Source organism: Actinokineospora baliensis, from assembly GCF_016907695.1.
Classification (GTDB): Bacteria; Actinomycetota; Actinomycetes; order Mycobacteriales; family Pseudonocardiaceae; genus Actinokineospora; species Actinokineospora baliensis.
On record NZ_JAFBCK010000001.1, the window covers coordinates 1244983 to 1271516 of the forward strand.

Here is a 26534-nt window from a genome sequence, read left to right on the forward strand (position 1 = left end):
AGGGGCACGTCAGGCAGCGGCGACGGCAGGGAGGGTCAGCAGCACCGAACCGGTGGTGTTCAGCAGGGCGCCACCGCCGCGGTGGATGAAGCGGAAGCCCACCTGGTCCTCCGAGAACTTCGCGTCAACCGACCGTGCGACGCGAAGCGAACCGACGTAGCGGACGAGGAAGCCGCTCAGGTCGGACAGAACGATCTTGTTCTTGTTCGCGCCGGACAGCGCCGGATCGACCTCGACCGGGCGGGAGAACATCGTCAGGGCGCTTCCGTCCGAAATGGACTTCAGCATGTAGTTGCCGTCAGCGTCCTTGATCTTGCGCAGGCGCGAGACGGTCTCCCGGCCGGTGAGCCACGTCGCCCGGTTCGCCAGCGGAGTGGGGATCGCGTAGAAGGCGTCGGTCACGTGGTCCAGCGCGGCAGACTCGCTGCCCAGGGTGGTCGGCGCGAACCGCAGACTCGGGTGCACGCCCCGGTCGGTCGACAGCAGCGCGGCCATGAAGTCCCGGTTCATCTGGTCGGCGATGTTCGGCCCGGCATCCTCAGCCAGGAAGCCGATCAGGTCGACCGCGTCTTCCTCGATCAGCTCAGTGGGGACCCAGCTCAGGTGTCCGTACTTGGCCACCGCAACCGGTGCCTTGTCGGTCGTCGGGTAGTTCTCCGGGATCTGCGAACCCTCGGTGGGACGGCCGGTGGACGGCGTGGGGTAGACCCGGGGGAACTCGATCGGCTCACCGCTGCGGGTGGTGATGGTGCGCGCCCCGTTGGTGATCACCGAGGAACGCTCCCCGATGACCTCCATGAGCTGGGTGAACAGCGTCTTCTCGGGAGTGGCCTTGCCGACCTGCTTGTTCGTCGCGTCGACTGTTACACCGAGCATCCCGCGGAACTCGGTCGCCTCGCCGGGCGCCAACGCGCGGAGCTGACGGGCTTCCTGCTCCGCCTTGGGCACGGTGGGCACGGTGGGCACGCCGTGTTCGGTGACCAGCTCGAGCACCCGCGCGCGGAACTCTGCGGTCGGGTCGGACTGCTGCGTCGGCCGGGCGGGGATCCCATGTTCGTCAAGCAGCGCGGAGACGCGGTCCCGGAACTCGTCCACCGCGCTGGTGGTGCGTTCCTCCGTGGTCAGCGCGGACAGCCGGGCGTCGAGACGGTCCAGGACGTCGAGTAGGCGTGCCTCTGCGTCAGGCCGGTTGTCGTCGGCGGCGCGCTGAAGAGCGTTCTCGACGTGGGCGCGCTCGTGACCGGTTGAAGTGGCGTCGGACGTCAAAGGGGTGTTCCCCTCCTTTACCTGAGCGGGAGACACCCGAGCGGGCTTCCCGGAGACGTGGTGCCGGAGCGCGGCAGGGATGGAGCGCCGGGCGGCCGTGGTGTCGGGGTAGGCGGGTGAGGTGACAGGGCCTAGTTCGGCGACGTGGAAGTCCCGGACAGTGCGGATCAGGAACCCGGTCGCGTCGTCGCGAGTCCACTCCTGGTCGGCTTCGTCGTCCTTCAGGCGGAAGGTGAACGAGGACCCCCGGATGACGCGCCGCTTGACCAGCTCCGCGACGTCCCGGCCCGCAGTGGTGTCGGGAAGATCCACTTCGTACCAGCCGCCGACGTCGTCCACACCGGTCCGGAGCCCGTAGCCGGTGCGGCCCAGGGGAGCAGACGGGTCGTGGTTGAAGGTCGCGATCAGGTGCCCGGATTCCATGTCCGCGCGACCCGCGCCGCGTTCGATGCGCTCCCTGAACCCGCCCAGGTCATGGGAGAGCTTGTCGAACACGTAGGCGTAGCCCCTGAGCTTGAAGGTCTCACCGACCGCGCGGACCTCTACGTCGTGGGTGAGGTCGCGGCGCTCGACGGTCATGCAGCCCCCAGTTCCTCCCCCGTCGTCGCGGGGGGTGTGTCGTCGGTGACCGCGTCCGGCTCGCCGTCGTGTTCGGGTGCCGTGGCCGCGGTGCCGGACAGGACCAGAGGTCCGTCCGGAGTGAGAACCGCCAGGGAGGTCTGGGCACGGAGGAACCCGCCCAGGCCCGAGGGGTCCGGCGGCAGGTCTTCCCAGGCCCTGACCTCGTCGGGGGTGTAGATCGAGTTCGCGATACCGACGCGGTAGGACTCCAGGCGCTCCCGCAGGCTGCCGCGCATGAGCGCGTCGAGCTGGAACCGGATGAACGCCCCAGCTCGACGTTCGGCATCGGTGAACAGCGTGGTGAACGCCTCTTCGAGCCGTTCCGCCCAGGCACGCACCGCGAACTGGACAAAACCCGTGTTCTGTTCGGCCAAGCCGCTGCCCCACGACGTGGAGCCGGACGCGTCAGCCAACAGGTGGGGCGGAACCCCGAATATGCGCGCCACGTCGGCGATCTGGAACGCACGGGTCTGGAGGAACTGCGCTTCCTCCGGGCTGATCGTGACGCGCTGGAAGCGGGCATCCTCGGTGAGTACGGCCAACCCGAACCGGTTGCCGCGGCCACCGTGGATCGTGCGCCACGTCTCCCGTGCCGCTCGCAGACCGGCGGCCGTCATGGTCCCGGGAACCGAGATAACCGCCCCGGGGATCGCGCCGCGCTCGAAGAAGTCCGCGCCGAACGCCTGTGCAGCGAGCCCCAGGCGAAGCGTCTCCCGGGCCGCGCGCAACGGCGAGACCCCGGTGAGCTGACCGGCGAGGGTGATCCCCTGGATGTGCAGGACGTCCCGCTGCTCCAGGGCGCCGACCACCTGGAGTCGGCCGTCTTCGTCGAGCGCCGACAGTTCGTAGACCAGACGTCGTGTCCGCCCGCGACCGGTGTACCTCGGTGTGACGGCAGAGGTCGGGATGACGTCGAGCGCGACGACCCGCCCCATCGAGCGGGTGATGAGGATGTACGCGTTGCCTTGCAACAGAAGCGACGTCATCACCGACACCAGGAACGCGATCCATCGGGTGTCCGGGTTCGGAGCGTCGAGCCAGCCGGGTCGGGGCATCGGCAGTCGGCGGCCACCGTCGCGGCGGAAGGCGTCCACGGGGGTGGTGCCGAGTGTGTCCGACAGGATGCGCACCGACCCGTACACGGCCGACAGCGCGAGAGCGGCGTCCGGGGTCAGGTCGGCGGTGGCGTCGGTGTCGGTCGTCCACCCCATCAAGCCGGACGTGTCGGTGGCCTCTGCGGCGTCGACGTTGTCCGATCGGGATTCGGTGCGCGGCAGCGAGGGAGCGAGAAACGACAGGAAGCCCAACTAGCGGCCTCCCATGCGGGTCTTGGCCGCGCACAGCGCGAGCACGATCAGCGCCAGCCCGGCGACGATCCGCCCGGCGGGCGAGTAGATCGCGCCGACGCCGTGGGCGACCAGCGCCGCACCGGCCAACGCGACCAGCTCCGGCGCGTTGCGCGCGACGAAGTCAGCCGTGGTCGCTCGTGCGATCGACAGCCAGTGGCGGGCGGTCGGCTTGTCGGTGTCACTCATCGGCCGTGCCCTCCCTTCACCATGGGTCCTCCGGCTCCGTCCAGGGGTCGCCATCGACCAGGAAGCCATCCGACATTCGGGGGCGCGCATCGCGATACAGGCGCGCGCGGTGCAACGCGATGACGAATGCCACGGCCAGGTCGATATGGCGGCGCGATGTCGGGGACTCTTTTGTAATGCGCTCTCCGCGCGAATCCGTTTTCACCACACAGTTGTTCACGTGGCGGGTCAGCTCCGGCTGTCCGGCATGGGTAATCTCGCCGTCAACGATCGCGCTATAGGCGCCCTGGGTCGCTGGAACCATGCGAGCCACCGAGTTCGGGAACTCGACCATGGGCAAACCGTCATCCTCAAGCATCTGCGCCTGAACGGAGAACCACGCCGGATCGAACGCGACTTCGCGAACCGCGTACGTGCGGCAGACCTCCCGAACGCGCTCCACGACGTCATGGATCGGGGTTCGCCAGTGCGGGTCGTCAGGCTTTGCTTCCCAGTGCCCCAAGGCTTGGACGTGGAGATCCGACAGTCTGACCCCGACCAACGCTGTGGAGTCGTTTCGCCACGCAGAGTCGACCGCGACCACCAACGCGTCGCCCGGAACGAAGGTGCTGTCCGCCCGGGACAGGCGCGACCAGGCTCCGTGAGGGAGCCAAACAGCGCCGCCGCGGACGAACTCGTTCAAGCGGTACATTCGGAAGTTGGATTCCGGAGTTCGCTTGACGCTCGACACAAAGTCGGCCTGGTTCATAATCGACCACGACGGGTTGCAACGCTCCCATACCGCCGGGTCCGTGTGGTCGACCGTCTCTCCAGGCTGAACCCCGAACCATGCCGACCAGAACGTAGGGTCCTCTTCCTCGCCGGAGGCCACACGGAAGCCGTAGTCCACCAGCGAAGCGAAAGGGCCATCCGGATATGGACCTGCGGTCGAGATCACAAGCACAAGGGGCTGTCGCCGCTGTGCGGACCCGAGAGTCAGCGCGTCAAAGAGATCGCTGTTCTTCGCCTGTGCGTACTCGTCCATCACGACAAAGGAGGGGTTTAGTCCCTGCTGTAGACCCGCGTCGGCGGACACCGCGAAGAAGCTCCCGCCGGTGGCATGGCACACGATCCGATCCCGGAGAACCGTGCACATCTCGGACAGGATCGGCGACATGCGAACCATCCGCGCCGCCTCCCTGAAAAGAAGCCTCGCCTGTTCGCGCGTATTCGCTGCGCACACCACTTCAGGTGCTTTATCGCGCGTGTCCGCGCAAAGATGATAAAGAGCGAGTGCAGCCGCAAGAGCTGTCTTGCCATTTTTTCGCGCCACACCGAGAACGGCGGTCCGATGCTTTCGCGACCCGTCCGCGTCGAGCCGGTAGATCGCGTCGATGACGATCTTCTGCCACGCTAGTAGTCGGAATCGACTCCCCAGATACGAGCCCCCCAGCGTGAGGTGTTGAACGAACCGGCGAACCCGCTTCCCTTCAGTGGTGAACCCCAGGAAGAGAACCACCCCCGCCCGGTCACTCGTCCTCGAAATCCCCCAGAAGGTCGGCAAGGGTCGCTTGCTTGATTGCGTTCGCCGCGAGGCCCAGACGAAGGCGCGATTCGAGATTTAGTCCCAGAACCGTTTCAATCGCGCGCATCTCGCGCTCCGTGCTTTCCACGAACCGCAACAGTGGATGCGCGACCGGCTGTCCCGTACTGCCCTCGGTGACCACGCCGTCAGCCGCGATCCGGCGAAGGAAGGCGTCCCGCCGGTCATGCAACTCGCAGTACCGCGCCACCACGTATCGGTCCGTGACCGGGTGGTACGCCCCACTAGCCGCCGACCACACAGCCCGCCACACCTCACGCCCCACCACGCCCAGCGATGTCGGTACCCGTGGCGACCGGCCGCTGTGCACGGTCGGTGCCGCTCGCGCATCGGTGGGACCGCGGGCGTTTCCGCTCGGTTGTGCATTGGCGCGCGACACCCCGCCCCCTTTCGACGATCTCCCATGTCGACCGGAAGACACCCTTCAAGGAGTGGTGGGCTTGTTACACGCTGCGACGCTATTCACTCGAAAGTGTGAAAGATCGCGAGAATGAGACTCTTCGATCTTTAAACCCGCGCCCCCGGTCTGACAATTTTTGCAGGCGCCTGGGGAATAGCCACCCCCCAGGTCGGCCAACTCGACAGCCCCACTGAGGAAGGATCTAAGGTATGCCCATGTCTGCGCTCACCAGCTTGGCACCATGGAGCGTCGTGCTCGTGCTGGCACTCATTTGCGGGGCTGTCGTGACATTGGTCGTGGTCGCGCTTGGACGGAGGCAACCGGGTGACGAAATCGAAATTAGGTTGTTCCTGGCAAAGATCAAGATCACCTCCGCCGAACGTCAGAAGCTTGGCCCCGGTGCCACTGCTGACGTCGCGGAGATCGCTACGGAGGCGGTCACTAGCTCCGGGCAACCACCGGGGGGCTGACACGCCGGACCGATCAACCACCGGTTGCGGGAAGGGTGAGGCGCTACGCGGACCGGCTTGGCGTCCGTCCCGGGCTCACCCATGATCATGTCGCTCCCACCTGCGAAGCCGTTCCAGGTTGGCGTCCGGCGCGAAGGCCAGGAAGGTCCCGTCGGCGGAGTCGCAGTCGAGTTCTTTTGCGTAGCGCCAACGTTTTCCGGAGTTGACGCGTCCCATGTGGAGCCAGAGGCCCCGCCTCTTCGCGTGCTGAGCGAGCTGTGCGGCGTCTGGCGACAGCTTCCAGTCGGTGGTACCGCCGATGAACAGAACGTCGATCGACGCCCACGGGATCGCGCGCTCCACCAGGCCGTCCTGGGCAACCAGGGCGGCGCGATAGCCGCGGGCGCGGATCGCGTCGAACCACGGCGCCGACCGGGCCAGCGTGGCGCGGGCGTCGCCGACGACGTCCGGGGCGGTGGCGAACAGACAGCGGTAGTGCCCGTGGAGGCGGTCGAGCCAACGTAACCACGCTTCATCACCTGGGTAGCCGCTGCCAAAGCATCCCGTGTCCGCTGCCCAACGTGTCCCGGGGGTCGGCACACGGCCTTCCGCTGGAGTGCACATCTGTCCCAGCTCCCCGGTGGTCATCGCCGCCCGGATGGCGGCGGAACTCGCGTTGGCCAGGTAGAGCACGCCGCACCCCCTTCGCAGCGAGCACGAGCGCGGCGCTACACCACACGCTCTTGACCAGGAGGAAGCCGCATACCGTCGCGGCGGTGATGGGGAGTCCGGCCAGGGGCAGGAACACGAAGGTGTCCACCACGGCGCCGACGACGTTGGAGATCACGGCGGCGACAACCCAGCCGTGGCGGCGGAGTCGGGTGAACACCGTGTAGTCCGCCAACTCCGACAGCGCGAACGCCGCGCCGCTGGCGATGGCGACCGCAGGTGCGATAGCCGCGGAGATGACGGTGCCGACGGCGATCACGAAGAGCACTGGCCGTCGGCCGCCGACGTGGTGGAGCGCGTCGCGAAGGGTGAGAACGGCTCCGGCGGCGTAGGTCCCCGCTGTGACGGTCAGGCCGAAACCTGCGGGAACGAGTCCGAGAGTGGTCGTCAGCATGTTCGCGCCGACGACCGCAGCGAGAAAGGCCAGCGCGAGCGCGCACGTGAACAGCCGTGGCACGAAGCCTCCAGGGCTAGGACGGGGAGCGGGTCGAACACGACTGGCACAGCGGCCCGGACCGCGGAGCACCACGGGAACCGCGACTGCGGTAGGCACCCCAGCCCCATTCGCAGCGTTCGGGCGTGATGCCGCGCGCAAGCGCTTCTGCGGAGAGGCGGTCGAGCCATCGGACGACGTCCGGGTACCACTGGCGGATCTCGTCCAGCTCTCCCGACGCGGCGAAGGCGCCGCACAGGCACTCGCCGCTCATGTGTAGGTGATCGGCGACCGGATTGCGGGGTACGGCGAAGCGAGCGCGGTAGGTGTTCAGGTCGAGCTTGGTCCACAGCGCGAGCGGACTCACCCAGACCACCGAGCCTTCGCGCTCGTGCAGCGGCACCTGGATCCGGCGGGCGGATTCCTCGCGACGGCGACCGGCAATGAAGATCACCCGTTCGCGGCGCGGGTGCGTCACCAGCTCGCGCCGCGCTTGCCGCAAGCCTCGTTCCTTCAGGCGTTGGTACATCTTGAAGTGGTGTGCGGGGCCGGGGAAGCCTTGGGCAAGCACCAGGTCCCGATAGGTCGAGCCTTCCGGGGGGAAGCGCTCGAGCAGCGGCAGGCCCCACGCCCGGCAGGTCTCCCGGACGAAGACGCGGGTCGCCTCGATGCCGATGGTGGTGTTCGCGTGGATCGCGTGGGTGGCACGTTCACGCATCAAGTGCGTGAGCGCGGTTGAGTCGTTCCCGCCGCTGAACAACACGCACGTCGCGACCACCGACTTGCCTGCGGCGTGTTCGGCGATCGCCTCATCCACGATGCGGTGCGCCTGGTCGATCAACGTCGACAGTCGCTCTTCACGCTGGGTGGCACTCAGCGCCGCGACGTCGGCCGACGTCCAAACATGGTCCTTCAGGTCTAGCTGCCTCTCGATGCCAGCGCGGCCCGGCCGGAGAGCACACCGCGGTCTCGCGCGGGGCTCGATCCAGCCGGACCGGGCTTCCGGGTCGCCAACCAGCGGGTTGACCGACGTTCGGAAGGGCGCCAAGCGGGACAACCGGGGCTTATCGCGCCCGATAGGCACTGCCCAGAACAGCATCACCGCAGGTCATAAGGCTGCGCGGCCGAAAAATCGGGCACGCACTCAGGCGGTGTCCAGAAAGGGGCCGGGGTGTCCTTGAGCCCCCGCGCCGGTGAACTTTCAGCCCACCCCGCCCACCGCGTCGGTGGTTGTCTTGTCCTGGTGACACCGCACGCACAGCGCTTGCAGGTTCCCGGGCTCATCACGCCCGCCGCGGAACAGCGGTCGCACATGGTCGACCCTGATGAGCGCGGCGGGGAACACCACACCGCAGCTCGCGCACAACGCTGAACCCGTCTGGTTGATCGCGCGCCGTAGAGCGCGGCGAGCGCGTTCGGTCCCCGGCCGCCGGGTGGCACCGCCACAGCGAGCGCACAGCGACGATCCGGCTACCGCGCGACCCGGGCACAGACGACACGCCTTCGCGACCATCCGCACCCCCAAGCAGCAGCGCCCTTCATCCCTCTCTCCCCCCGCGCTATTCCCGCTGACCTGGGGTTTTGCTAGCAGCGCTGGTGGCGTTACGCATCTGTAACCGACCAGGTGTCAGGGTTTGGGTGTCAAGGTGACGTGTTGGCGATCCGTCTGGGAACTCTTGTGCAAGGAAGGAAGCCACTAGCGAAGGGCAGTGTCGAAGGAGGCATCGAGATGACACGTCGGCACCCCTTGGGGGCTCACGCCCCATCCCCCGAGACCGACCCGTGCCCGGTGCCGGGGTCGCTTGCGGGCGTCGCCCTGACGATGACCTCCACCCGCGGCCACGGGAGCATCCTCGCTCGCACCGTGACGTCGGTGCCGCCGCTCCCGTTGACGGCTCTGCGCAGGATCAGGCCGACCAACCACCGTGACCAGATACCGGCCGTCGCCAACGCGGCCACCAGCACCCACGGACCCGTTCCGGTCACCAGTCCGTAGATCTGCGTCCACACGGTGCACCTCCGTCCAGCGCACCCCGGTGAGGTGCCTCTAGAACGGGAAACGCCCCCCACAGTCCGCGCGGGCGGCCGTGGGGGGCTTCGTCTCGTACAACGACCGGGGGCGGTCGCGGGTTCCCGGGGGCTCTACACGTCGTCTTCGTCGAGAGTGAGCAGGGCGGCGGCACGGTCGTGGTTCTGGGCCAGCATGTGGGCGCAGAACTCCGCGAGATCAGCCCGCTGAAGCTCGCCACAGCACGTGCCGGTGGCAGCGACCACCACCGGGTCGTCCCACCGCCCGACACCGTGGATCGACGACGTGCCCCGAGCATCGGCAGCGGCGAAGGCGGCATCGAGCCGATCGGACGGTCCGTAGAGTTCGATGCGGTCGCGGGTCACCTCCGCGCGGCTGCCCACGGCAACGGGGCCATCGACGACCAGCGACCACAGGGCGTAGGCATCGGTTTCAGGGGCGAACTTGACGATGAAGCGGCTCACGATCAGTCCTTCAGCGGTGGCAAGCGGGTGCGGTTGGGGGATCAGGGTCGTGCGGCGGGACGGGCTCATCAGGCCCAGTGCTCCAGTGCCATCGGTTCGTCTGAGCCGGTCGCGGCCGGTTTGCGGTGGTCGAAGCGGATGCGGTCGAGCATGGGAACGCCGTCGGAGATCTTGCCGGAGATCTCGATGCGGACGCCGTTCTCCCGTAGCCGCTCCCGGCGGGTCGTCCAGCTTGTTGACTGCCATTCCTGTCGATAGGTGACGCCGGTCGACACCCACTTGACCCCCGCTGGGCGGCGCGGCGCGGCGTGTAGCGACGTCAAGCGCGTCTCAAGGTTGGTCATCATCGTGCGGTAGCGCGTCTCGCCCTTCTCACCCTTGAATAGACCTCCTTCGTACCGGTCGCGGGTCAGGTCGTCGATCGCGGCTTCTACTTCCACGATCTCGCCGGAGTGGTCCTCACCCGGGTCCACCGTGCGCAGCAACAACGGAAGGTCTCCCGTCAGCGCCAGGAACTCCCTTTCCACGTACTCTTCAACTTCCGCCGCGTGCACCGACGCCCCGGGACAGACGCCCCGACCTTCGTATCCGGCCTTGCAACGGTAGGCAACGTGATCCTTGCTTGGCGTGCGGTACATCCGATCGCCGCAAACGCACCAAAGGATGCCCAGCAAGGCAGCCTGCGGCGGACGCCCGGCACGGTCAGGGTCTGCCCGCTTCGCGATCGCGGCCTGGAGGTCTCGAAACTCCTGGTCCGTGACGATCGACTCCCCGTACCGCAAGGGCATGCCGTCTTCGTCGCGTTCAATAACCTCCCCGGAGTGCACCACGTTGCGGAGCGATTCGGACCGGAGTATCCGACGCAGCGCCGGGACGGCCCATCCCGCGCGCCGCCGGTCGTCGTCGCTCCGCAGTTCTTCTGCGCTCTTCTTCTTCCCACCCCGCTTCTTGTTAGCCTTCTCCGCCCTCCGGTTGCGTGCCACTTCCTGGCCGGTGGGGATGCAACGATCATTGAAAAGGCGCACAACCGACAGCATCGGTTCCCCGGCGATCACGCGTAACACGGCTTCCCTGATGATCGGGGCGGTCTCCGGATCGGGCTCCAGTGCATACCCAACACCGTCCGGGTGCGGGCAAGTCCGGTACCCGTAGGAAACGCGCCCGGCACCCCATCGCGCCACCTTCCGCATATGCGTTCGGGCGCCCCGAACCCGATCACCGATCGCCTTGCCCTCCATCTCCGCGAACGCCGCCAGGATGAAGGCGATGACCTTGCCGATCATGGAAGAGAAGTCAATGTCGGGATTCAAGCAGATGAGCTGCTTGCCGTTCTCCTCTGCCCATTCGAGCAGGGTTACGAAGTCTTTTAGGTTCCGGCAAAGCCGGTCGATCGATCGGAACACCAGCGCGTCGAACAGGTGCGGGTTCCGGAGCCATGCGCCCAACTGGGGCCGGTCGAAGGGGGACACCTTCGAGCCGGACACGTCCAGGTCCATCGCCTCGCCGACCTGGATCATCCCGCGACGGGTGATCTCCGCTTCGTTGTTGCCGCTCTGGGTGGTCGGCGACGTCGTCACATCCGTGTAGGAGGACAGCCGAACCACGCTCACCGCTCGCTTGACCTGCGCATCTGCCACGCAAGGATCCTTGCATGGCCTCTAGTTTCCGCGCAAGGATCCTTGCGCGACTGCCTGTAGAAGCTTCACTTCTGGCAGCAGAAGGTCCAGAAGTCCAGGAGGAGGACCTTGCCGCGGAAGTCACCGAGGTGCAGGTCCTTGCCACCGGTGTTGAGCCAACCGCGACCGATCAACTCGGGAGCACGCGACAGGCGACGGGGTTGTGCTGTGGTCACGTGAGAAGTGAACAGCGTCCCGGGTGCGGCCTGTTCCCGGGCCCACCATGTGAGCGAACCACCCTTTCGTTTTGTTCGTTTCCCGCTAGAATGGGGCAATGACAGCGATCGCGGGAGAGCGGACCGTGCTACCACCGGACAGCCCGGAGGTCCTGTCGCCGTGGGTCCGTGCGCTGACGCAGGCCGCCGGGGGTCGTGCGACCCTCGTCGCGCCCGATGGATCAGCGCTGGAACTGCCCGCCGAGGTGTTCGAAGTCCTGCGCGATGTGGTCATGGCCATGTCGCAGGGGCTGGCGATCACCGTCGCGCCACAGCACACCGTGCTGACCACGAGCGAGGCCGCGCACCTGCTGGGGATCTCGCGGCCTACCCTCGTTCGGCTGTTGGAAGCGGGCGAGATCCCCTACGAGCAGCCGAACCGGCATCGCAGATTGCGCTTGGCGGATGTGCTCGCCTACCAAGACCGCGCACGGCGAGCACGGGCATCCGGCCTGGACGAGATGGTCCGCAGCGGCGAGGACAGCGGGATCTACGACCTGCCGTTAGACACCCCGTTCGAACGGACCCCACCGGACGACGACACCCAAGAGTGAGCTTTGTACCCCGCGTTCATCGACACCTGCGTGCTGCTGAAGCCCTACCTCTGTGACACGTTGCTGAGCATCGCCGAAGCTGGGCTCTACCGTCCACTGTGGTCTGCGGGCGTCCTGGAAGAACTAGCGAGGAACCTCAGCAGACGGGGGCTGTCGGACGTCCAGGTCGCGCACCGGCTCGACCAGATGAACCGGCACTTCCCGGACGCCGAGGTATCCGGCTACGCGGATCTCATCCCCGCGATGACGAACCACCCGAAGGACAGACACGTCCTCGCGGCGGCCGTCCGGGGTGGCGCCGCCTCGCTCGTGACCGAGAACCTGAAGGACTTCCCCCGTGGTGCGCTGACCCCGTACGGCGTCGCGGCTCTCCACCAGGACGAGTTCCTCCAAGATCAGCTGGACCTGGCCCCGTGGCGGGTTGTCGAGGCTCTCCGGCGGCAGGCATCCCGGTACCGCAGGGATCCGCGGTCGGTCGAGGACCTCCTCGGCATTCTGGGCGATGACAACCACAGGTGCACCGGCTTCACAGAGGAGGTCCGGCGCCTGATGGGCGTCGGCTCGTGATGCCGGCTCCGCGCTAAATCAGCTGAAGGCACGGCGGTGTCGGGGCTAGGTTCCGAGCGTGATCGACCACGGCATCAAGTACCACACGTTTCGGGTGAACCTCGTTCCTTCCGTGATCTCGCTGGCCAACCCGCCGTGGCAGCGGGAGGTGTGGGGGCGGCCGAGTGAGTTCGAGACCCTCGATGAAGTGGTGCACGTGTTGTTCGACGACTTCTGTGATGCGTGTGCGCCGGAGAAGTACCTGGGCGTGAGTCTGCGGACGGAGCGGGAAGTCGAGTTGATGCGGCAGGTCGGCGTCACCTACACGGCCGTTCAGGATGAGGTTGGTGGGTTGGCGCCGGATGAGGATTTCCTCGCGGATCCGGGGTGGCCGGAGGTGGTGGCCGCGGCGGGGAGGCTTGCGCCGGAGTTGGTCAAGAACGACATGCACGCGTTGATGTCGCTGCGCGAGGCGGGGCACCAGTGGCCGCCGGAGGTTGGGGCTGGTCGCGCACGCGTTGTGCCTGCTGTGGTCTTGTTGGCTTGCCCGACGTGGCAGCGGGAGGTGTGGGGTGCGTCCGCGAACCTCGATGAGCTGTTCGACTCGCCTGAGCGGTTTCTGGGCGACAGCCTGCGCACCGGGGAAGAGGTCGAGCTGACGAGGCAGTTGGGGGTGGCGTACTCGGCGGTGCGGGACGCGGCGTACCTCGACTCCGACGGGTGGACGGAGGTCGTGGCCGCGGCGGGGCGGTTGGCGCAGGTGATGGTGACCAGTGACCTGCAGGCGTTGGCGATGCTCGACGACTCGGGCCACCCGTGGCCGCCGGAGGTCAGCGGCGGGTGAGGTAGAGGTGATAGGTGCTGCCGTCGAGGCGGGAGCGGGTGGCGGACTCTTCGAGGAGGTCGTTGGTGGCTTCGTCGCCGATTTCGCCTCGTAGGGCCTGTTCGTTGGCGTCCCAGAGGTCGAACAGGCGGAGCCAGCGGTCGCCGGTGCCGGGATGTGGGGTGGCTGATTCGAGGGTCAGCCCCGCCTCCGCCAGAACGGCGGGCCAGTCGGCGGTGGTGTCCCGGGCGGTGAAGGCGAAGGGGGCTCCCGGGCGCAGGACGCGGTGGACTTCGGCGAAGGCGGCCGCGTGGTCGGGGGCGAAGTAGATCGCGTCGACGCTGAAGGCGGCGTCGGCTGATCCCGTTGGTAGGCCGAGGTTGTCGAATGCGACCTGGTGGAAGGACGCGGGAACGCCGAACGACGGGGCGCGGTCGGTGGCGTCGGCGACCGCGACGGCGCTGAAGTCGACGCCGACGAGGCGGCAGGAGAAGGCGCGGGCCAGCCACAGGCCGGGGCCGCCGCGGCCGCAGCCGAGGTCGACCAGGGTGCCCTCCGGTGGCAGGCGCAGCGAGCCGACCAGGTTGCCCGCCAGCCACCAGCCGAACGAGCTGGTGGCCTCCACCCCGGGCACCCACTCGGACCCGAACGCTTCCGCGAACAACCGTTGCGGCAGCGGGGAACGCGCCGCGGTGTGGAACCTGTCGTAGGTCATGACGATCTCCGCAACATCCGGGTGATGCCCGCGGCGACGGTGGTGGCGAGAATCCAGCCGAGGGCGATGAACACAGCCGATATCCACTGCGACGGCCCGTCGACCGTCCACTTGTTCTTGTGGCCGAAGTCGACGATCGGCACCAGCAGGTCCAGTGTGTACAGAACCGGGTTCCACACCAGGTGGTCGTCGGCGTTGGCCTCGTGCGGCACCGGGATCACCGAGAACCACAGCGTCCCGGCGATCAGGAACCCGAACAGCCACGCCAGCGCCCGCGTCGGCCGGTAGCCGTACCCGACCATCCAGCGCTGCAGCCAGCTCCACACCCGGATCCCCGGCGCGGCAAGCCTTGCGCCGTCGGCGAGGGCGCCGTAGCGGCGGCGTTGCTTCTCCACCAGGGCGGTCGCCGCGTGTTCCTCGTTGCCCGCCGCGCGCAGCATGTGCGCGAACTGCTCGTACGGGCCGGGCCGGTACACCTCGCGCATGCCGTGGCGCAGCCAGCGGAGCCTGCGTTCGACTTCGGCGTCGTCGTCGAGTTCGACCGGTGTCGCCAGGGCGTCGTAGCGGAAGTCCTCGAGCTCGATGCGGCCGCGCGCCTGCCAGAACACCTCGTTGTCGGCGAGGAAGGCGCAGCGGGCGTGCCGCAGGTCGACCTGGCCGTCGGGAGGACCGGCGACGTCGAGCCGCAGTTCCTGGGTCTGGATGCCGAAGGCGTTGAGCGCCACCGGGTTGCGGCCGTCACCCAGGTGCGAGCCGTGGAAGTTGGTCTCCCGCAGGATCTCCGCGCGCCGCATCCGGATCTCGCCGTGCGCCGCGAACGGCACGTCCCCGTCGGCGCAGATCAGGTCGCGGCCGATGTGCGACACGCGCAGGTCCAGCGAGGGCTTCGGCGACGAGTCGCGCGCGTAGCTGCCCGGCGCGAGCAGCCTGCTGCCGCGCAGGTCCAGGTTCGCCCCGACCTTCGCCCCCGGCAGCAGCACCGACCCGAACACCAGCAGCGACCGCCCGTCGAGGTTGCCGCCGACGGAGAACCGGCGGCCCTCCACGGCGTCGCCGTCGCGGTTGCTCAGCACGGCCCTGTCGAACAGCACACTGCCCTGCACCTGCACGTCCACCAGCCGGATCTGACCGGCGACCCGCGCGTCCCGCGCGTCGATCCCGCCGCGGACCTCGGTGCCGTCCAGGTGCAGCGCCCGGTCCGGGTACGGCCCCGGCGCCGGTCCCGGCCGCTCGGCGAACGGCTCGCGCCCGCCGGAGAGGTCGACCCTGGCGTGCGACAACCGCAGCGACCCGCCGATGTGCGCGTTGACGATGCGCACGGTCCCGGTGCTGGTGAAGTCCCGGTCCAGGTTCACGTTGCCGTCCACCCGGGACCGGTCGGCGACCAGGGTGGCGTTGGGGTCGAAGAACGGGTCGTCCGGCGGGACCGGGCGGGAGTGCTCGGTGCGCGGGGTGAGCCGGGCGCCGCGCAGGGAGAAGTCGCTGTCGACGCGGGCGCTGGGCAGGAACAGCTGGCCGTCGCAGCGGAACGGGGTGCCGGTGCGCGGGTCGGGTGTCAGGTGCAGGTTGCCGCCGACCTGCAGGCCGTTGCCGTTCATCGCGATGCCGCGCGGGTTGTCCAGGTGGGCGCCCGCGAAGTTGAGGTTGCCGCCGCTGCGCAGGCCGGGGATGCGGACCTCGCCGCGCGCGACCAGGTTCGGCGCCAGCAGCGCGCCCGCCAGGTGCAGCCGGTCGCCGTGCAGGGCGGGCCCGGTGCGCGGGGCGAGGGTGGTGCCGGACAGGACGAGGGTTCCGTGGATCTCGCCGTCGGTCAGGTCGAGGGTGCCCGCGATGACGGTGCCGCCGATGAACTGCAGGTCGTTGTCGCTGCGCAGGTTGCGGCCCTGCAGGCCGGGTAACCAGCAGTCGCGGAACTCGACGCCCGCGAGCCGGGCCTGGCGCATGTCCGGCGGTTGTTCGAACCGGCAGCGGACGAACTCCAGCAGGTACGGGAACTCCACCGCGCGCAGGTCGAGCGGTCCGACCAGGTACCGGTCGCTGACGCTGACCACCGGGACCGTCGTCGGCCGACGCCGCCGCAGGACCCCGCCGTTCTCCGGGTCGACCCGGCGCACGACCTCGGCGGCCTGCATGAGCGCCCACGCCGGGGGGTCGGGGGAGTGCGGGTCCAGCACACCCCCGACCTCGTCGGTCTCGCGTCCGGCCACGGCGCCCCCTTACCCCAGGGGGTCAACGAGCACCGGTGACGCTTGGTTCCCGCCGGATTACTCCGAGCGGTTGATCGGGTCCAACACCCGGGCGAGGAACGTCTTCGTCCGCTCCTGCGTCGGCGCCGCGATGACCTGCGACGGCGGGCCCTGCTCGACCACGACGCCGCCGTCCATGAACAGGACCTTGTCGGCGACCTCGCGGGCGAACTGCATCTCGTGCGTGACCACCAGCATCGTCATGCCCTCGTCGGCGAGCGTGCGCATCACCCCGAGCACCTCCCCGACCAGTTCGGGGTCCAGCGCGGAGGTGGGCTCGTCGAACAGCATCACCTCGGGGCCCATGGACAGCGCGCGGGCGATGGCCACCCGCTGCTGCTGGCCGCCGGAGAGCTGCGCGGGGTACGACCGGGCCTTGTCGGCCACGCCCACCTTCCGCAGGTTCTCCAGCGCCACCCGCTCGGCCTCGGCCTTGTCGCGCTTGAGCACCTTGCGCTGGGCGATGGTGAGGTTGTCGAGCACGCTCAGGTGCTGGAACAGGTTGAACTGCTGGAACACCATGCCGACCCGGCGGCGGGCGGCGTCGATGTCGCAGTCGGGGTCGGTGATCTCCACCCCGTTGACCACGATCGTGCCGCTGTTGGGCTGCTCGAGCAGGTTGACGCAGCGCAGCAGGGTGGACTTGCCCGAGCCGGAGGGCCCGATCACGCAGACGACCTCGCCCGGTTCGACCACCGCGTCGATGCCCTTGAGCACCTCGAGGTCGCCGAACGACTTGTGCAGGTCGCTGATCTGGACGGCGCTCACCTGGTCACCTGGCCTTCTGTTGCTTGGCTTCCAGCCGCCGCACCACGTACCCGAGCGGCAGGGTGATCACCAGGTAGGCGGCACCGGCCAGGACCAGCGGGGTGGAGTCGGCGTACTCGGTGGCCAGGTCGCCGCCGAACTTCGACAGCTCGGTGGTCAGCGAGGTCACGCCGAGCACGAACACCAGCGAGGAGTCCTTGAACAGCAGGATCAGCTCGTTGGTCAGCGGCGGGATCACGATCCGCAGCGCCTGCGGGATGATGATCGACACCATCGCCCTGGTGTGCGACATGCCCAGCGAGCGGGCCGCTTCCATCTGCCCGCGCGGGACGGCCTGGATGCCCGCGCGGAAGGTCTCGGCCATGTAGGCCGAGGCGACCAGCCCGAGCGCGACGGCGACCGTGCCGTACTGGTCGAACGGGAACTTCATGCCGGGGAAGGCGACCGGCAGGCCGAAGCCGAAGATGAGGAAGACGACCAGGGCGGGCAGGCCGCGGAAGACCTCGATGTAGGCCAGCGCCACGCCGCGGTACACCGCGATCGACGACAACCGCATCAGCGCCACGACCAGGCCGAGCACGAAGCCGACCACGTAGGCCGACAGCGTGTAGATGACCGTGTTCTTGAGCGCGATGGTGATCAGCTCGGGGAAGGCTTCCTTCGCCACGTCCAGGTCGGCGAAGTTCTCGGCCACCGCCTTCCAGTCGGCGGCGAAGACGACCAGGAGCACCAGGACGGCGAAGACGGCGTACTGCACGCCCCGGCTGATCCGCTGCCGCTTGCGCGGGCTGAGGCGGGCCCGGGTGACCGGGCCCACCTCCTGGCCGTGGCTCACTTGCCCGACGGGGTCGACTTGGGCTTGGAGCCCATCCACTGCTCGTACGACTTGGCCCAGGTGCCGTCCTTGATGGCGGCGTCGAGCGCCTCGTTGAGGGTCTTGAGCAGCTCGGGGTTGCCGCCCTTCTTCACCGCGATGCCGTACTGCGCGCCGGTCTCGATCTCGGCGCCGACCTCGTACTTGTCGCCGAGGCCCTGCTTCTTGAGCCACTCGTTGACCACGGGCAGGTCCTGCAGCACCGCGTCGACCTGACCGGCCTGGTAGGCCTGCAGCTGCTTGCCGGAGTCCTCGAACTCGACCGGGGTGAAGCCCTTCTCGGTGGCGTAGTCGAGGCTGGTGGTGCCGCGCTGCACGCCGAGCTTCTTGTCCTTGAGCTGGTCGAGGCTGGTGATGCCGGAGCCCTTGGGCACCATCAGCGCGATGACCTCGTCGAAGTACGGGTTGGTGAAGTCGAGGTTCTGCTTGCGCTCGTCGGTGATGGTCATACCGGCGGCGGCGACGTCGCACTTGCCCGAGTTCAGCGCGGCACCGCTCTTGATGACGTCGAACTGGATGTCGACGATCTCCTGGGTGACGCCGAGCTTCTTGGCGGCGAGGTCGACCATGTCGACGTCGAATCCGACCGTCTTGTCGCCCTGCTTGAACTGGAACGGCGGGTACGGCAGGTTCGTGCAGGTCTTGATCTTGCCTGCCTCGACGAGCTTGACCCCGTTGGCCGCGGTGTTGCCGCCGCTGGAACCGGTGGAGCCGCCGTCGGAGCTGCCGCAGGCCACGACCGCGAGTGCGAACGCGGGCAGCAGGGCGAGCACCTTCAGCTTGGATCGACGCGCCACGGTGTCACTCCTCATTCATCTCAGGTGCGAGGTGGGACGCATACTGCCATCCAGTGTCGGAACTGTGCACTACTCGTCGGTTTGTCACATGTACGCATCCTATTTGTTGCGTAGACGAGACACCGGACGCAATTCTTCCCGCTTCCACTGTTCCGAACCGCAAGATGCACGCCGATCACGCTGTCGAACCCCGGCCGGGGCGGCAGTGTGAGATCACCGGTTGAGTCCTCATCGCAACAGATCGCGAACAGTGGGCGCCAGGGGTGTTCGTCACCGGTTGCCACTACTCTTCCCGTACGTGGACGGTGATCTGCCCTACGAGCGCGTGGTTCCCGCCGACCGGTGGCTCGGCTCCCTCCTGGCTGGCGCGGTCGGCGACGCGTTAGGAGCGCCCGTCGAGTTCCTCTCCATAGACGAGATCCGCGCCCGCTTCGGCGAGGCGGGGGCGACCGGCTACGAAGAGGCCTACGGCGGCCGCGGCCGGATCACCGACGACACGCAGATGACGCTGTTCACGCTCGAGGCGATGATCCGCGGTCACCTCGGTCGACGCCTCATGTTCTTCGAGCAGCAGCCCGCGTCCGTCATCCAGCACGCCTACCAGCGCTGGTACCACACGCAGGGCACCCCCTGGCACCAAGCGGGCGGCTCTTACGCGATGGAGGCCGAGCCCGACGGGTGGCTCATCCGCGAGCGCGGGCTCTACCACCGCCGGGCTCCTGGGGCGACGGTTCTTACCGCCCTCAAGGGCTTCGCGGCAGGGGCTGACCGGGGCACGCTGTCGCACCGCATCAACGACTCGAAGGGCTGTGGCGCGGTCATGCGTGCGGCCCCGTGCGCGCTGTGGTCCGAAGACCCTCTAGACGCGTTCGTCGTCGCGGCCCAGTCCGGGGCTCTTACTCACGGACACCCCAGCGGCTACCTCACCGCAGGTGCGCTCGCCTTCATGGTGCACCGGCTGCTCGACGGCACCGACCTGCCGACCGCGATCGCCGAGGTCCGCGCCGAGCTGGTCACGTGGGAGGAGTCTGCGGAGACCGTGGCCGCCCTCGACGACGCGGTCGACATGGCCGGGCGGGGGCGCCCGAGCCCGGAGACGCTGGCCAAGCTCGGCGGCGGTTGGGTCGGCGAGGAGGCACTGGCCATCGGGGTGTGCGCCGCGCTGGTGTCCGACACGCTCCCCGAGGGGCTGCTGCTGGCGGTCAACCACTCCGGCGACAGCGACTCGACCGGCGCGATCTGCGGCAACCTGCTGGGCGCCGTGCACGGCGTCGACCAACTGCCCGACCAGTGGCTGGCCGGGCTGGAGCTGCGCGACGTGATCGAGGAACTCGGCCGCGACGCGCTGATCGAGTTCAGCCCGACCAACTCGCTGGCGGAGCCCGGCTGGCGGGAGCGCTACCCGGCCTGGTGAGTGGCGGCAATGGACTGACAAGCGGGGCTCCTTCGTGGACACTGGCCGCGCACCAGGACCGAGTGAGCGGGGAGCACGCGTGAGCCAGCCGGCGTTCGGCGGGGACGGATTCCAGACCGAGCAGGAGCTGCGCCGCTGGTCGGCCGATGTCGCGGCCAGAGCGGAGCGCTACCAGGTGATGCAGGCGGAGGTGGCCAGGGTTTCGGTCACCGAGACCTCGCGCGAGGACCTGGTGTCGGTGACCGTCGACGCCACCGGCGCGGTCACCGACCTGGTGATCAACGACCGGGCCGGTGAGCTGCCCGGCGCCGAGCTCTCGGCGTTGGTGCTCACCACCATGCGCACCGCCCAGTCCCGGATCACCGAGCGGGTCGCCGAGGTCATGGAGCGCACCGTCGGGGACGACCCGCAGACGGTCGCGGCGGTGGTCGGGTCCTACCGCGAGAGGTTCCCGGAACCGGAGCCGGACCCGGGGCGTCCAACCGCGAGCACCGTCGACGAGATGCGCCTGGGGCGGGTCGACGACGGTGAGGAGGCCCTCCGACCACCACCGACCCGCACGAACCGCCCAAGCCGTCCTGACGACGACCCGGATGACGACTGGGGCGGGTCCTCCATCCTGCGCTGAGAAGGAGTCCCACGGTGCCCGACGGATACGGCGTACTCATCGATGAACTCGGCGCGCACGCCGGTCGCCTCGACGCCCTCAACGACCGGTTGGACCAGGCGCTCGACGCCGCCAACCAGGTGCACCTCGGCAGCGACGCGTACGGGGTGATCTGCCAGTTCTTCGTGCCGATCGTGCAGGCGGTCAGCCAGCCTGCCGTCGACTCGGTCCGAGAGGCCGCCACCACCATGGACGCCACCGCGAGCGGCGTGCGCGAGACCGCCGGGTCCTACGGCAACACCGAGCGCGCCAACACCCAGCCCTTCTCTGGCGGTGCCCGGTGACCAACCCCTTAGTCGCCGCGCGCGAGGACTCCACCAAGAGCTACACCGGCATCGGGCTCGTCGAGTCCGCCGCCGACATCTACAACGGCGTGCAGAACGGGTCGTGGGTCGAGGGCGGTCTCGGCGCGCTCGGCGGCGGCCTGGAGGTGCTCTCGCTCGCGCTCGACCCGATCGGCACCCTCGGCCAGTACGCGATCTCCTGGGTCATCGAGCACGTCAAGCCCTTGCGCGACGCGCTGAACTGGCTCGCCGGTGACGCCGACCAGATCGCCGCGTACGCCCAGACCTGGAAGAATGTGTCCCAGGCGGTCGGCGCGGTGGCGACGGACTTCGGTACTGAGGTCAAGAACGGCACTTCAGCGTGGACGGGTCCGGCTGCGGACACCTATAGGTCGAACACCGCCGCCCAAGGCGAGCACATCACCGCTGCGGCGAGTGGCGCCGGGACGATCGGCACGGTCGTCGAGGTTGTTGGCGCGCTGGTCGGCGTAGTGCGCGGGATCGTGCGTGACCTGGTCGCCGAGTGCATCTCCACGCTGCTGATCCGCCTGCCGCAGTGGCTGGCGGAGGCCGGTCTGACGCTGGGCCTGGCGACCCCGCACATCGTGGCCTCGGTCGGGGCGCTGATCGCGAAGTGGGTCGGGCGGATCACCGACGTGATCACCAAGCTGGTCCGGTCGGTGGAGAAGCTGCGGCCGATCCTGGCGAAGCTGGGCGAGATCTGGGAGGCGATCAAGTCCGGGCTGCGCGGTCTGCGCACCACCCCGCGCGGTGCCGACACGCCTAACGCGCCCGACATGGTCCGCAACACCCCTGCGCCAGTAGACCCGCCGTCGACCACTGGGCAACCGGACCTGCCTACGCAGGCGACGCCCGACGCGCCGTCGACCTCAACTGCTCCGAGTGGATCGTCCACTCCGACCACCAGCACCAGCAGCGCGCCTCCCACGCCTTCCACTACTACGGCGCCCAGCGGCTCCACGGTCCCCAGCGGCTCCACCGTGCCTAGCGGTTCGACCGTGCCTAGCGGCTCCACGGTGCCCAGCGGTTCTTCGGCCACGCCGACCACCGGTGGTGGCGGGGGCGGCACGCCGCCGGTCAAGCCGACGACGCCGGGATCGTCCGGCCCGCACTGGACCGACACCGTGCGCGGCAAGTTCACCGACGCCGAGTGGGCCGACTTCAAGAAGGCGATGGACAAGCTCGGCGCCGACCCGAAGGCGGGCGACGTGCCCGGGTCGGGACAGCTGACACCGCACGAGCGGGACCTGATGGCGCGCGCGATGAAGGAGGTCGAGGTCACCAACGGCACGCTGATGCAGAAGGTGATCCCGGACGCCGACGTCGCCAACTACCTCAGCGGCAAGTACACCGAGGTGGGCGGCTTCGTCGCCCGCAACCAGGACGCCGGTGTGCTCAACACGCCAGCCGACCTGATCAACGGCAACCGGCTCGACTACGCGGGCACGCCCTACGACGTCTCGCAGCCCACCATCCACACCATCGAGTTCCCCGCGTCGGACGCCTCGCTCTACCGGACGCCGATCGGCGCGCCGTCGATGGACCCGTCGGTGCCCGGCGGTCTCGGCGCCACCGACCCGAGGGTGCTCGCCGCGCGCGACGACATGGTCAACGCGGTGGAGAACGCGGGCGTGAACCCCGACCGGTACAGCCCGTCGATCAACCAGTGGCCCTACACCGGCGCTGGCGTCACCGCGCACCCGACGATGGGGGTGCCGGAGTTCCAGATGAGCAGCCGGATGCCGATCCCCGACGGGGCGACCATCAACCAGTTCGACGCGGCGGGCAACAAGACGGTCGTGGCCGTGTATGACAGTGTGCTCGGGTGGGTGAAGCCCTGATGAGGTACACCGGACCGCGCTCCGGGGAGTTCGCGGTGGTGCGCGGCGTGACGCACCCGTGCACGTTCTCGCCGAACAACGACCGGGTCGTGCTCAAGACCAAGCAGGCGGACAACCCGGACGCGACGCTGTTCTCCTGGCACGACCGCTACGGCGGCTGGGTCGCCGACCTGACCGCCGCCGACTGCGACCGGGTGTACTCGGCCAGGTCCTACGGGAAGTGGCAGGGCCACCGGGTCGCCATCGAGTCCGTTGTGGACGGTGTGGCGGCGGTGACCTACGCCGACTCCAACGGCGGCTGGGCGGTCGAGCACGGCTTCACCGAGGTCGACCGGTACGAGTACCGCAGGGACGTGCCCGCCGCCGAACTCGGTGACGTGCACGAGGAGCAGCGGGACCTCGGGTTCGCCGGGTGGCGGGAGCGGACGTTCGGGTGACCGGGAGCTTGAGCGACCACGAGCGGGCCTTGACCGCGCGGGTCCACGCCGTCATCGCGCTGGCGCCGGACACCCCGCTGGTCAAGGTCCTGCCCCCGTGGGCCGTCGACCGCTACCTGCGCCACGAGGTGTCGGCAGGTGCGGTCGGTTCGCAGCCGCCCTTCGACTACCGCATCGTCGGCGGCACGGTCGGCAGGCTGCAGGACTGCGCGAACCTGCGGACCCCGCGCGACTTCCACCAGGCGTTCCGGCTGGACTACGCGGGCAGCCCGTTCCACCCGGACATGCCGGTGCTGCACACCATGGAGTTCATCGCCGAGCACCCGGACCGCTACGTCGTGCCGTTCGGCGCGCCCACCGGCACCCGCGAGCCCGGCTACGCGATGACCGAGGCTGCCCTGGCCGCGGGCGTCGACCCCAACACCGTCCGCACCGAGTTCGCCCCCTGGCCCTTCACCGGAACCGGCATCACCGGCGGCGGCCCGCTGGCCCTGCCCGAGTGGTGGCGGCAGCCCGGCCTCATCCCCGCAGGCAGCCGCATCACGGCCCACACCGCGAACGGCCCGCACCCCGTCGCCGTCTGGACCGCGTCGACCTGGACCCCCTTCCGCAAGGACTCGCGATGACCTACCAACGCCCCCGCACCGGAATCATCGCCACCCTCGACGGCCGCGAATACCCCGCCACCCTGGCCGAACAGGGCCAGGTCACGCTGCTGTCGACCGCGGACCCGGCCGACCCCCGCTTCACCCACACCCCCTCGGGCTGGCACAGCACGGTCCCCGCGGACACCCTGGACCGCCTGGACGAGGTCTCCACCCGAGCCGATCACCTGGGCCACCCGTGCCTGGTGGTCGGCATCTCCGCCCAGGGCTCCGCCGGCCTCTACTACCTGGGCCCCGACAAGTCCAAGGCCTCCGCCGACGGTTTCGTCCAGATCGACCCGGGCACGTGGGCCAAGAACGCCCCCGTCGCCGAGCTCACCAACTTCCGCGAACACCACGCCGACCTGCTCTTCACCACCTGGCTGACCCACCCTTGATGCGGGAGCGGTGGACGGAGGCCGAGGCGGTCGAGGAGCAGGAGCGGCTGCGGCACCAGGTCGTGGCCGTCGGCCCGACGGGGTTCGAGCCTGCGACAGCGACCGGGCTCGATGTGCACTACACCGAGAAAGCCCTGGTCGCGGCAGTCTGCACGATCGATCTCAAGACCGGTGAGCTCACCGAGTCGGCCACCTGCACCGGACCGGAGACCTTCCCCTACATCCCCGGCCTCTTCGCCTTCCGAGAGCTGCCTCTTCTCCTAAGAGCCCTCGACAAACTGACCACGGCCCCAGAGGTACTCGTCTGCGACGGGCAAGGCCTCGCCCACCCGCGCCGCTTCGGGTTGGCCTGCCACGCGGGGGTTCTTACCGGCATCCCGTCTCTAGGCGTCGGCAAGAACGCTCTAGGCGAGTTCAGCGCGCCTGGGCCGCTTAGAGGCGACTGGTCACCGCTGATCGACGCTGAAGAAACCGTGGGGCGCGCCTTGCGCACGCAGCCCAACGTCAAGCCGGTGTTCGTGTCCATTGGCCATCTGATGGACCTCGACACCGCCACCGACCTCGTGCTCACGCTGACGCCGAGGTACCGCCTGCCGGAGACGACCCGGCAGGCGGACCAACTGTCGCGGCGCTAGGCCTTCGCGTGCGCGTCGAGGATGTGCGCGACGGCCTCGGTGACCCGCTCGGCTTGTTTCACGTGAAGCCATTCGTCCGGGACGTGGGCGTTGCTGTCCGCGCCCAGGGCACCGGTGATCACGAACTGGGCCTCCGGGTACAGGTGCGCGAGCAGGCCCATGAACGGGATCGAGCCGCCCAGGCCCACCGTGCCCCAGGGGTTGCCGAAGATCTCGCCGGACAGGGCGTCGAGGGCGGACCGCAGCCAGGGCGCCAGCGGCGGGGCGTTCCAGCCGTTCGCGGCCTCGGTCCTGGTCAGCTCCACCGTGGCGCCGTAGGGCACGTCCGAGGTCAGCGCGTCGCGCACGGCCTCGAGGGCGGCCAGGGAGTCCGCGGTCGGCGGCAGCCGGAAGCTCAGCGTCAGCGTCGTGAACGGCCGCAGCACGTTGCCCGCGTCGACCGGCTCGGGGAAGCCGCTGGCGCCGATGACCGACAGGGTCGGCCGCCAGCCGTTGTTCAGGACCAGCTCGACCTCGTCGTCGTCCACCGGCCGGGTGTCACCGTGCAGGGGGAACAGGGTGCGGATCGTGCCGGGCGCGGCGGCCACCGAGCGCTGCGCCTCGGCCGCCCGGTCGTCCGGGATGTCGACGTGCATCTCCTTGAGCAGGACCTCGCCGGACTCGGCGTCCTCGATCCGGTCGAGCAGCCTGCGGATCACCCGGAACGAGCTCGGCACGACACCGCTGGCCAGACCGGAGTGCTGACCGGCGTCCAGCACGCGCACGGTCAGGTCCACCGACGCGAGGCCGCGCAGCGAGGTTGTCAGCCACAGACGCTCGTAGTCGTTGCCACCGGAGTCCAGGCACACGACCAGCGACACCCGGCCGAGCTGGTCCGCGAGGTGCTCGAGGTAGGCGGGCAGGTCGGGGCTGCCCGACTCCTCACCGGTCTCCAGCAGCACGACGCACCGGGCGTGGGAGCCACCGGCGGCGCGGACGGCCTCGATCGCCGCCGTGGCCGCGTAACCCGCGTAGCCGTCGTCCGCGGCACCGCGCCCGAAGAGCTTGCCGTCCCGCAGGACCGGCTTCCACGGGCCGAGGCCCTCGCCCCAACCACCCACGGGCGGCTGCTTGTCGAGGTGGCCGTAGAGCAGCACGGTGCCCTTGTCATCGCTGCTGGTGGCGGGCACGTCGAGCAGCAACACAGGGGTGCGGTCCGGCAGTTTCACCACATCGACTCGCGCGCCCTGGATGTCGCGCGCGGTGATCCACGCGCGCAGGTGCTCGATGGCACCGTCGAGGTGCCCGTTGGCGGCCCAGTTCTCGTCGAAGTTCGGGGAGAGGGCGGGTATGGCGACGAAGTCCGACAGGCTGGGCAGGATCTCTGCCTCCCACAACTCCCGGACGGTCTGCTGAGCTGCTGTCTTGTCCACGACCCGATACTGCCACCCATGGGCACCGGCGACCCCACCCGCTCGTCCCTCCTTAGGGG

Annotated in this window: 30 protein-coding genes; 11 read left to right on the forward strand and 19 right to left on the reverse strand. The window is 68.9% G+C overall.

The annotated features are described in order from the left end of the window. Nucleotides 1-9: 9 nt before the first annotated feature. From JOD54_RS05730 to JOD54_RS05790, 13 genes are all read right to left on the reverse strand, one after another. Nucleotides 10-1845 carry a phage major capsid protein gene (locus JOD54_RS05730; RefSeq protein WP_204449533.1) on the reverse strand — a complete coding sequence of 612 codons (1836 nt, stop codon included), beginning with the start codon at nt 1843-1845 and terminating at the stop codon, nt 10-12. Then, nucleotides 1842-3194: a phage portal protein gene (locus JOD54_RS05735; RefSeq protein WP_204449534.1), complete on the reverse strand. Its 1353-nt coding sequence runs from the start codon at nt 3192-3194 to the stop codon at nt 1842-1844. Before JOD54_RS05735 ends, JOD54_RS05730 begins: the two co-directional genes overlap by 4 nt. Continuing rightward, on the reverse strand, nt 3195-3422 hold the full coding sequence (locus tag JOD54_RS05740; RefSeq protein ID WP_204449535.1) for a hypothetical protein: 228 nt from the start codon (nt 3420-3422) through the stop codon (nt 3195-3197). Between the two features lie 16 nt (nt 3423-3438). Continuing rightward, nucleotides 3439-4920 carry a terminase large subunit domain-containing protein gene (locus JOD54_RS05745; RefSeq protein WP_204449536.1) on the reverse strand — a complete coding sequence of 494 codons (1482 nt, stop codon included), beginning with the start codon at nt 4918-4920 and terminating at the stop codon, nt 3439-3441. Nucleotides 4921-4930: 10 nt separating this feature from the next. Continuing rightward, nucleotides 4931-5425, reverse strand: a complete 495-nt coding sequence (locus JOD54_RS05750; RefSeq protein WP_307859854.1) for a phage terminase small subunit P27 family — start codon at nt 5423-5425, stop codon at nt 4931-4933. Nucleotides 5426-5949: 524 nt separating this feature from the next. Next, on the reverse strand, nt 5950-6453 hold the full coding sequence (locus tag JOD54_RS05755) for a hypothetical protein (RefSeq protein ID WP_204449538.1): 504 nt from the start codon (nt 6451-6453) through the stop codon (nt 5950-5952). Continuing rightward, nucleotides 6389-7039 carry a VUT family protein gene (locus JOD54_RS05760; protein ID WP_204449539.1) on the reverse strand — a complete coding sequence of 217 codons (651 nt, stop codon included), beginning with the start codon at nt 7037-7039 and terminating at the stop codon, nt 6389-6391. Before JOD54_RS05760 ends, JOD54_RS05755 begins: the two co-directional genes overlap by 65 nt. 13 nt (nt 7040-7052) lie before the next feature. Then, nucleotides 7053-8114 (reverse strand): phosphoadenosine phosphosulfate reductase family protein, encoded by a 1062-nt coding sequence (locus JOD54_RS05765; protein WP_239573901.1) that lies wholly within the window; start codon nt 8112-8114, stop codon nt 7053-7055. Nucleotides 8115-8216: 102 nt separating this feature from the next. Next, the gene (locus tag JOD54_RS35940; protein ID WP_372440263.1) at nt 8217-8528 is read right to left on the reverse strand and encodes an HNH endonuclease; all 312 of its coding nucleotides are present in this window, start codon (nt 8526-8528) and stop codon (nt 8217-8219) included. 242 nt (nt 8529-8770) lie between these two features. After that, on the reverse strand, nt 8771-9025 hold the full coding sequence (locus JOD54_RS05775; RefSeq protein ID WP_204449542.1) for a hypothetical protein: 255 nt from the start codon (nt 9023-9025) through the stop codon (nt 8771-8773). Nucleotides 9026-9157: 132 nt separating this feature from the next. Further along, nucleotides 9158-9508, reverse strand: coding sequence for a hypothetical protein (locus JOD54_RS05780; protein ID WP_204449543.1), 351 nt, complete (start codon nt 9506-9508; stop codon nt 9158-9160). A 68-nt stretch (nt 9509-9576) separates the two neighbouring features. Beyond that, nucleotides 9577-11145, reverse strand: coding sequence for a recombinase family protein (locus tag JOD54_RS05785; protein ID WP_204449544.1), 1569 nt, complete (start codon nt 11143-11145; stop codon nt 9577-9579). Nucleotides 11146-11210: 65 nt separating this feature from the next. Then, a complete protein-coding gene (locus tag JOD54_RS05790) occupies nt 11211-11360 on the reverse strand; it encodes a thioredoxin domain-containing protein (protein ID WP_204457016.1) in 150 nt (49 codons plus the stop codon). A 98-nt stretch (nt 11361-11458) separates the two neighbouring features. On the opposite strand from JOD54_RS05790, the gene JOD54_RS05795 reads away from it, so the two are divergent. The 3 genes from JOD54_RS05795 to JOD54_RS05805 are packed head-to-tail and all read left to right on the forward strand — an operon-like array spanning nt 11459 to nt 13343. Beyond that, nucleotides 11459-11953, forward strand: coding sequence for a helix-turn-helix domain-containing protein (locus JOD54_RS05795; protein ID WP_204449545.1), 495 nt, complete (start codon nt 11459-11461; stop codon nt 11951-11953). 3 nt (nt 11954-11956) lie between these two features. Then, nucleotides 11957-12520 carry a PIN domain-containing protein gene (locus JOD54_RS05800; RefSeq protein WP_204449546.1) on the forward strand — a complete coding sequence of 188 codons (564 nt, stop codon included), beginning with the start codon at nt 11957-11959 and terminating at the stop codon, nt 12518-12520. Between the two features lie 58 nt (nt 12521-12578). Continuing rightward, on the forward strand, nt 12579-13343 hold the full coding sequence (locus JOD54_RS05805; RefSeq protein ID WP_204449547.1) for an SCO4402 family protein: 765 nt from the start codon (nt 12579-12581) through the stop codon (nt 13341-13343). On the opposite strand, the gene JOD54_RS05810 is transcribed toward JOD54_RS05805, so the two are convergent. From JOD54_RS05810 to JOD54_RS05830, 5 genes are read right to left on the reverse strand one after another with little or no spacing between them, the layout of a single operon-like run. Continuing rightward, complete coding sequence (locus JOD54_RS05810; protein ID WP_204449548.1) at nt 13330-14037, reverse strand: class I SAM-dependent methyltransferase; 708 nt, start codon at nt 14035-14037, stop codon at nt 13330-13332. The genes JOD54_RS05805 and JOD54_RS05810 overlap by 14 nt on opposite strands. Next, entirely contained in the window at nt 14034-16244 is a 2211-nt protein-coding gene (locus tag JOD54_RS05815; protein WP_307859855.1) for a translocation/assembly module TamB domain-containing protein, read from the reverse strand. Before JOD54_RS05815 ends, JOD54_RS05810 begins: the two co-directional genes overlap by 4 nt. 57 nt (nt 16245-16301) lie before the next feature. Beyond that, a complete protein-coding gene (locus tag JOD54_RS05820; RefSeq protein ID WP_204449549.1) occupies nt 16302-17051 on the reverse strand; it encodes an amino acid ABC transporter ATP-binding protein in 750 nt (249 codons plus the stop codon). A 4-nt stretch (nt 17052-17055) separates the two neighbouring features. Beyond that, nucleotides 17056-17886, reverse strand: coding sequence for an amino acid ABC transporter permease (locus tag JOD54_RS05825; protein WP_307859856.1), 831 nt, complete (start codon nt 17884-17886; stop codon nt 17056-17058). Beyond that, on the reverse strand, nt 17883-18722 hold the full coding sequence (locus tag JOD54_RS05830; RefSeq protein WP_204449550.1) for an ABC transporter substrate-binding protein: 840 nt from the start codon (nt 18720-18722) through the stop codon (nt 17883-17885). The genes JOD54_RS05825 and JOD54_RS05830 overlap by 4 nt, the downstream gene beginning before the upstream one ends. A 298-nt stretch (nt 18723-19020) precedes the next feature. Here JOD54_RS05830 and JOD54_RS05835 point away from each other — a divergent pair, with 298 nt between their 5' ends. The 8 genes from JOD54_RS05835 (at nt 19021) to JOD54_RS05870 (ending at nt 25063) form a co-directional block, all read left to right on the forward strand. Further along, nucleotides 19021-20136 carry an ADP-ribosylglycohydrolase family protein gene (locus JOD54_RS05835; RefSeq protein ID WP_307859857.1) on the forward strand — a complete coding sequence of 372 codons (1116 nt, stop codon included), beginning with the start codon at nt 19021-19023 and terminating at the stop codon, nt 20134-20136. 79 nt (nt 20137-20215) lie between these two features. Further along, nucleotides 20216-20764, forward strand: a complete 549-nt coding sequence (locus tag JOD54_RS05840) for a YbaB/EbfC family nucleoid-associated protein (protein ID WP_307859858.1) — start codon at nt 20216-20218, stop codon at nt 20762-20764. Between the two features lie 14 nt (nt 20765-20778). Next, a complete protein-coding gene (locus JOD54_RS05845) occupies nt 20779-21087 on the forward strand; it encodes a type VII secretion target (RefSeq protein ID WP_204449552.1) in 309 nt (102 codons plus the stop codon). Continuing rightward, nucleotides 21084-22949, forward strand: a complete 1866-nt coding sequence (locus JOD54_RS05850) for a WXG100 family type VII secretion target (RefSeq protein WP_204449553.1) — start codon at nt 21084-21086, stop codon at nt 22947-22949. The genes JOD54_RS05845 and JOD54_RS05850 overlap by 4 nt, the downstream gene beginning before the upstream one ends. Continuing rightward, a complete protein-coding gene (locus tag JOD54_RS05855; RefSeq protein WP_204449554.1) occupies nt 22949-23386 on the forward strand; it encodes a hypothetical protein in 438 nt (145 codons plus the stop codon). Before JOD54_RS05850 ends, JOD54_RS05855 begins: the two co-directional genes overlap by 1 nt. Continuing rightward, on the forward strand, nt 23383-24012 hold the full coding sequence (locus JOD54_RS05860; protein WP_204449555.1) for a hypothetical protein: 630 nt from the start codon (nt 23383-23385) through the stop codon (nt 24010-24012). The genes JOD54_RS05855 and JOD54_RS05860 overlap by 4 nt, the downstream gene beginning before the upstream one ends. Continuing rightward, nucleotides 24009-24428: a hypothetical protein gene (locus tag JOD54_RS05865; RefSeq protein ID WP_204449556.1), complete on the forward strand. Its 420-nt coding sequence runs from the start codon at nt 24009-24011 to the stop codon at nt 24426-24428. Before JOD54_RS05860 ends, JOD54_RS05865 begins: the two co-directional genes overlap by 4 nt. Beyond that, entirely contained in the window at nt 24428-25063 is a 636-nt protein-coding gene (locus JOD54_RS05870; protein WP_204449557.1) for an endonuclease V, read from the forward strand. The genes JOD54_RS05865 and JOD54_RS05870 overlap by 1 nt, the downstream gene beginning before the upstream one ends. On the opposite strand, the gene JOD54_RS05875 is transcribed toward JOD54_RS05870, so the two are convergent. After that, a complete protein-coding gene (locus tag JOD54_RS05875) occupies nt 25060-26475 on the reverse strand; it encodes a M20/M25/M40 family metallo-hydrolase (RefSeq protein WP_204449558.1) in 1416 nt (471 codons plus the stop codon). The two genes, JOD54_RS05870 and JOD54_RS05875, sit on opposite strands and share 4 nt — an antisense overlap. Nucleotides 26476-26534: the final 59 nt, after the last annotated feature.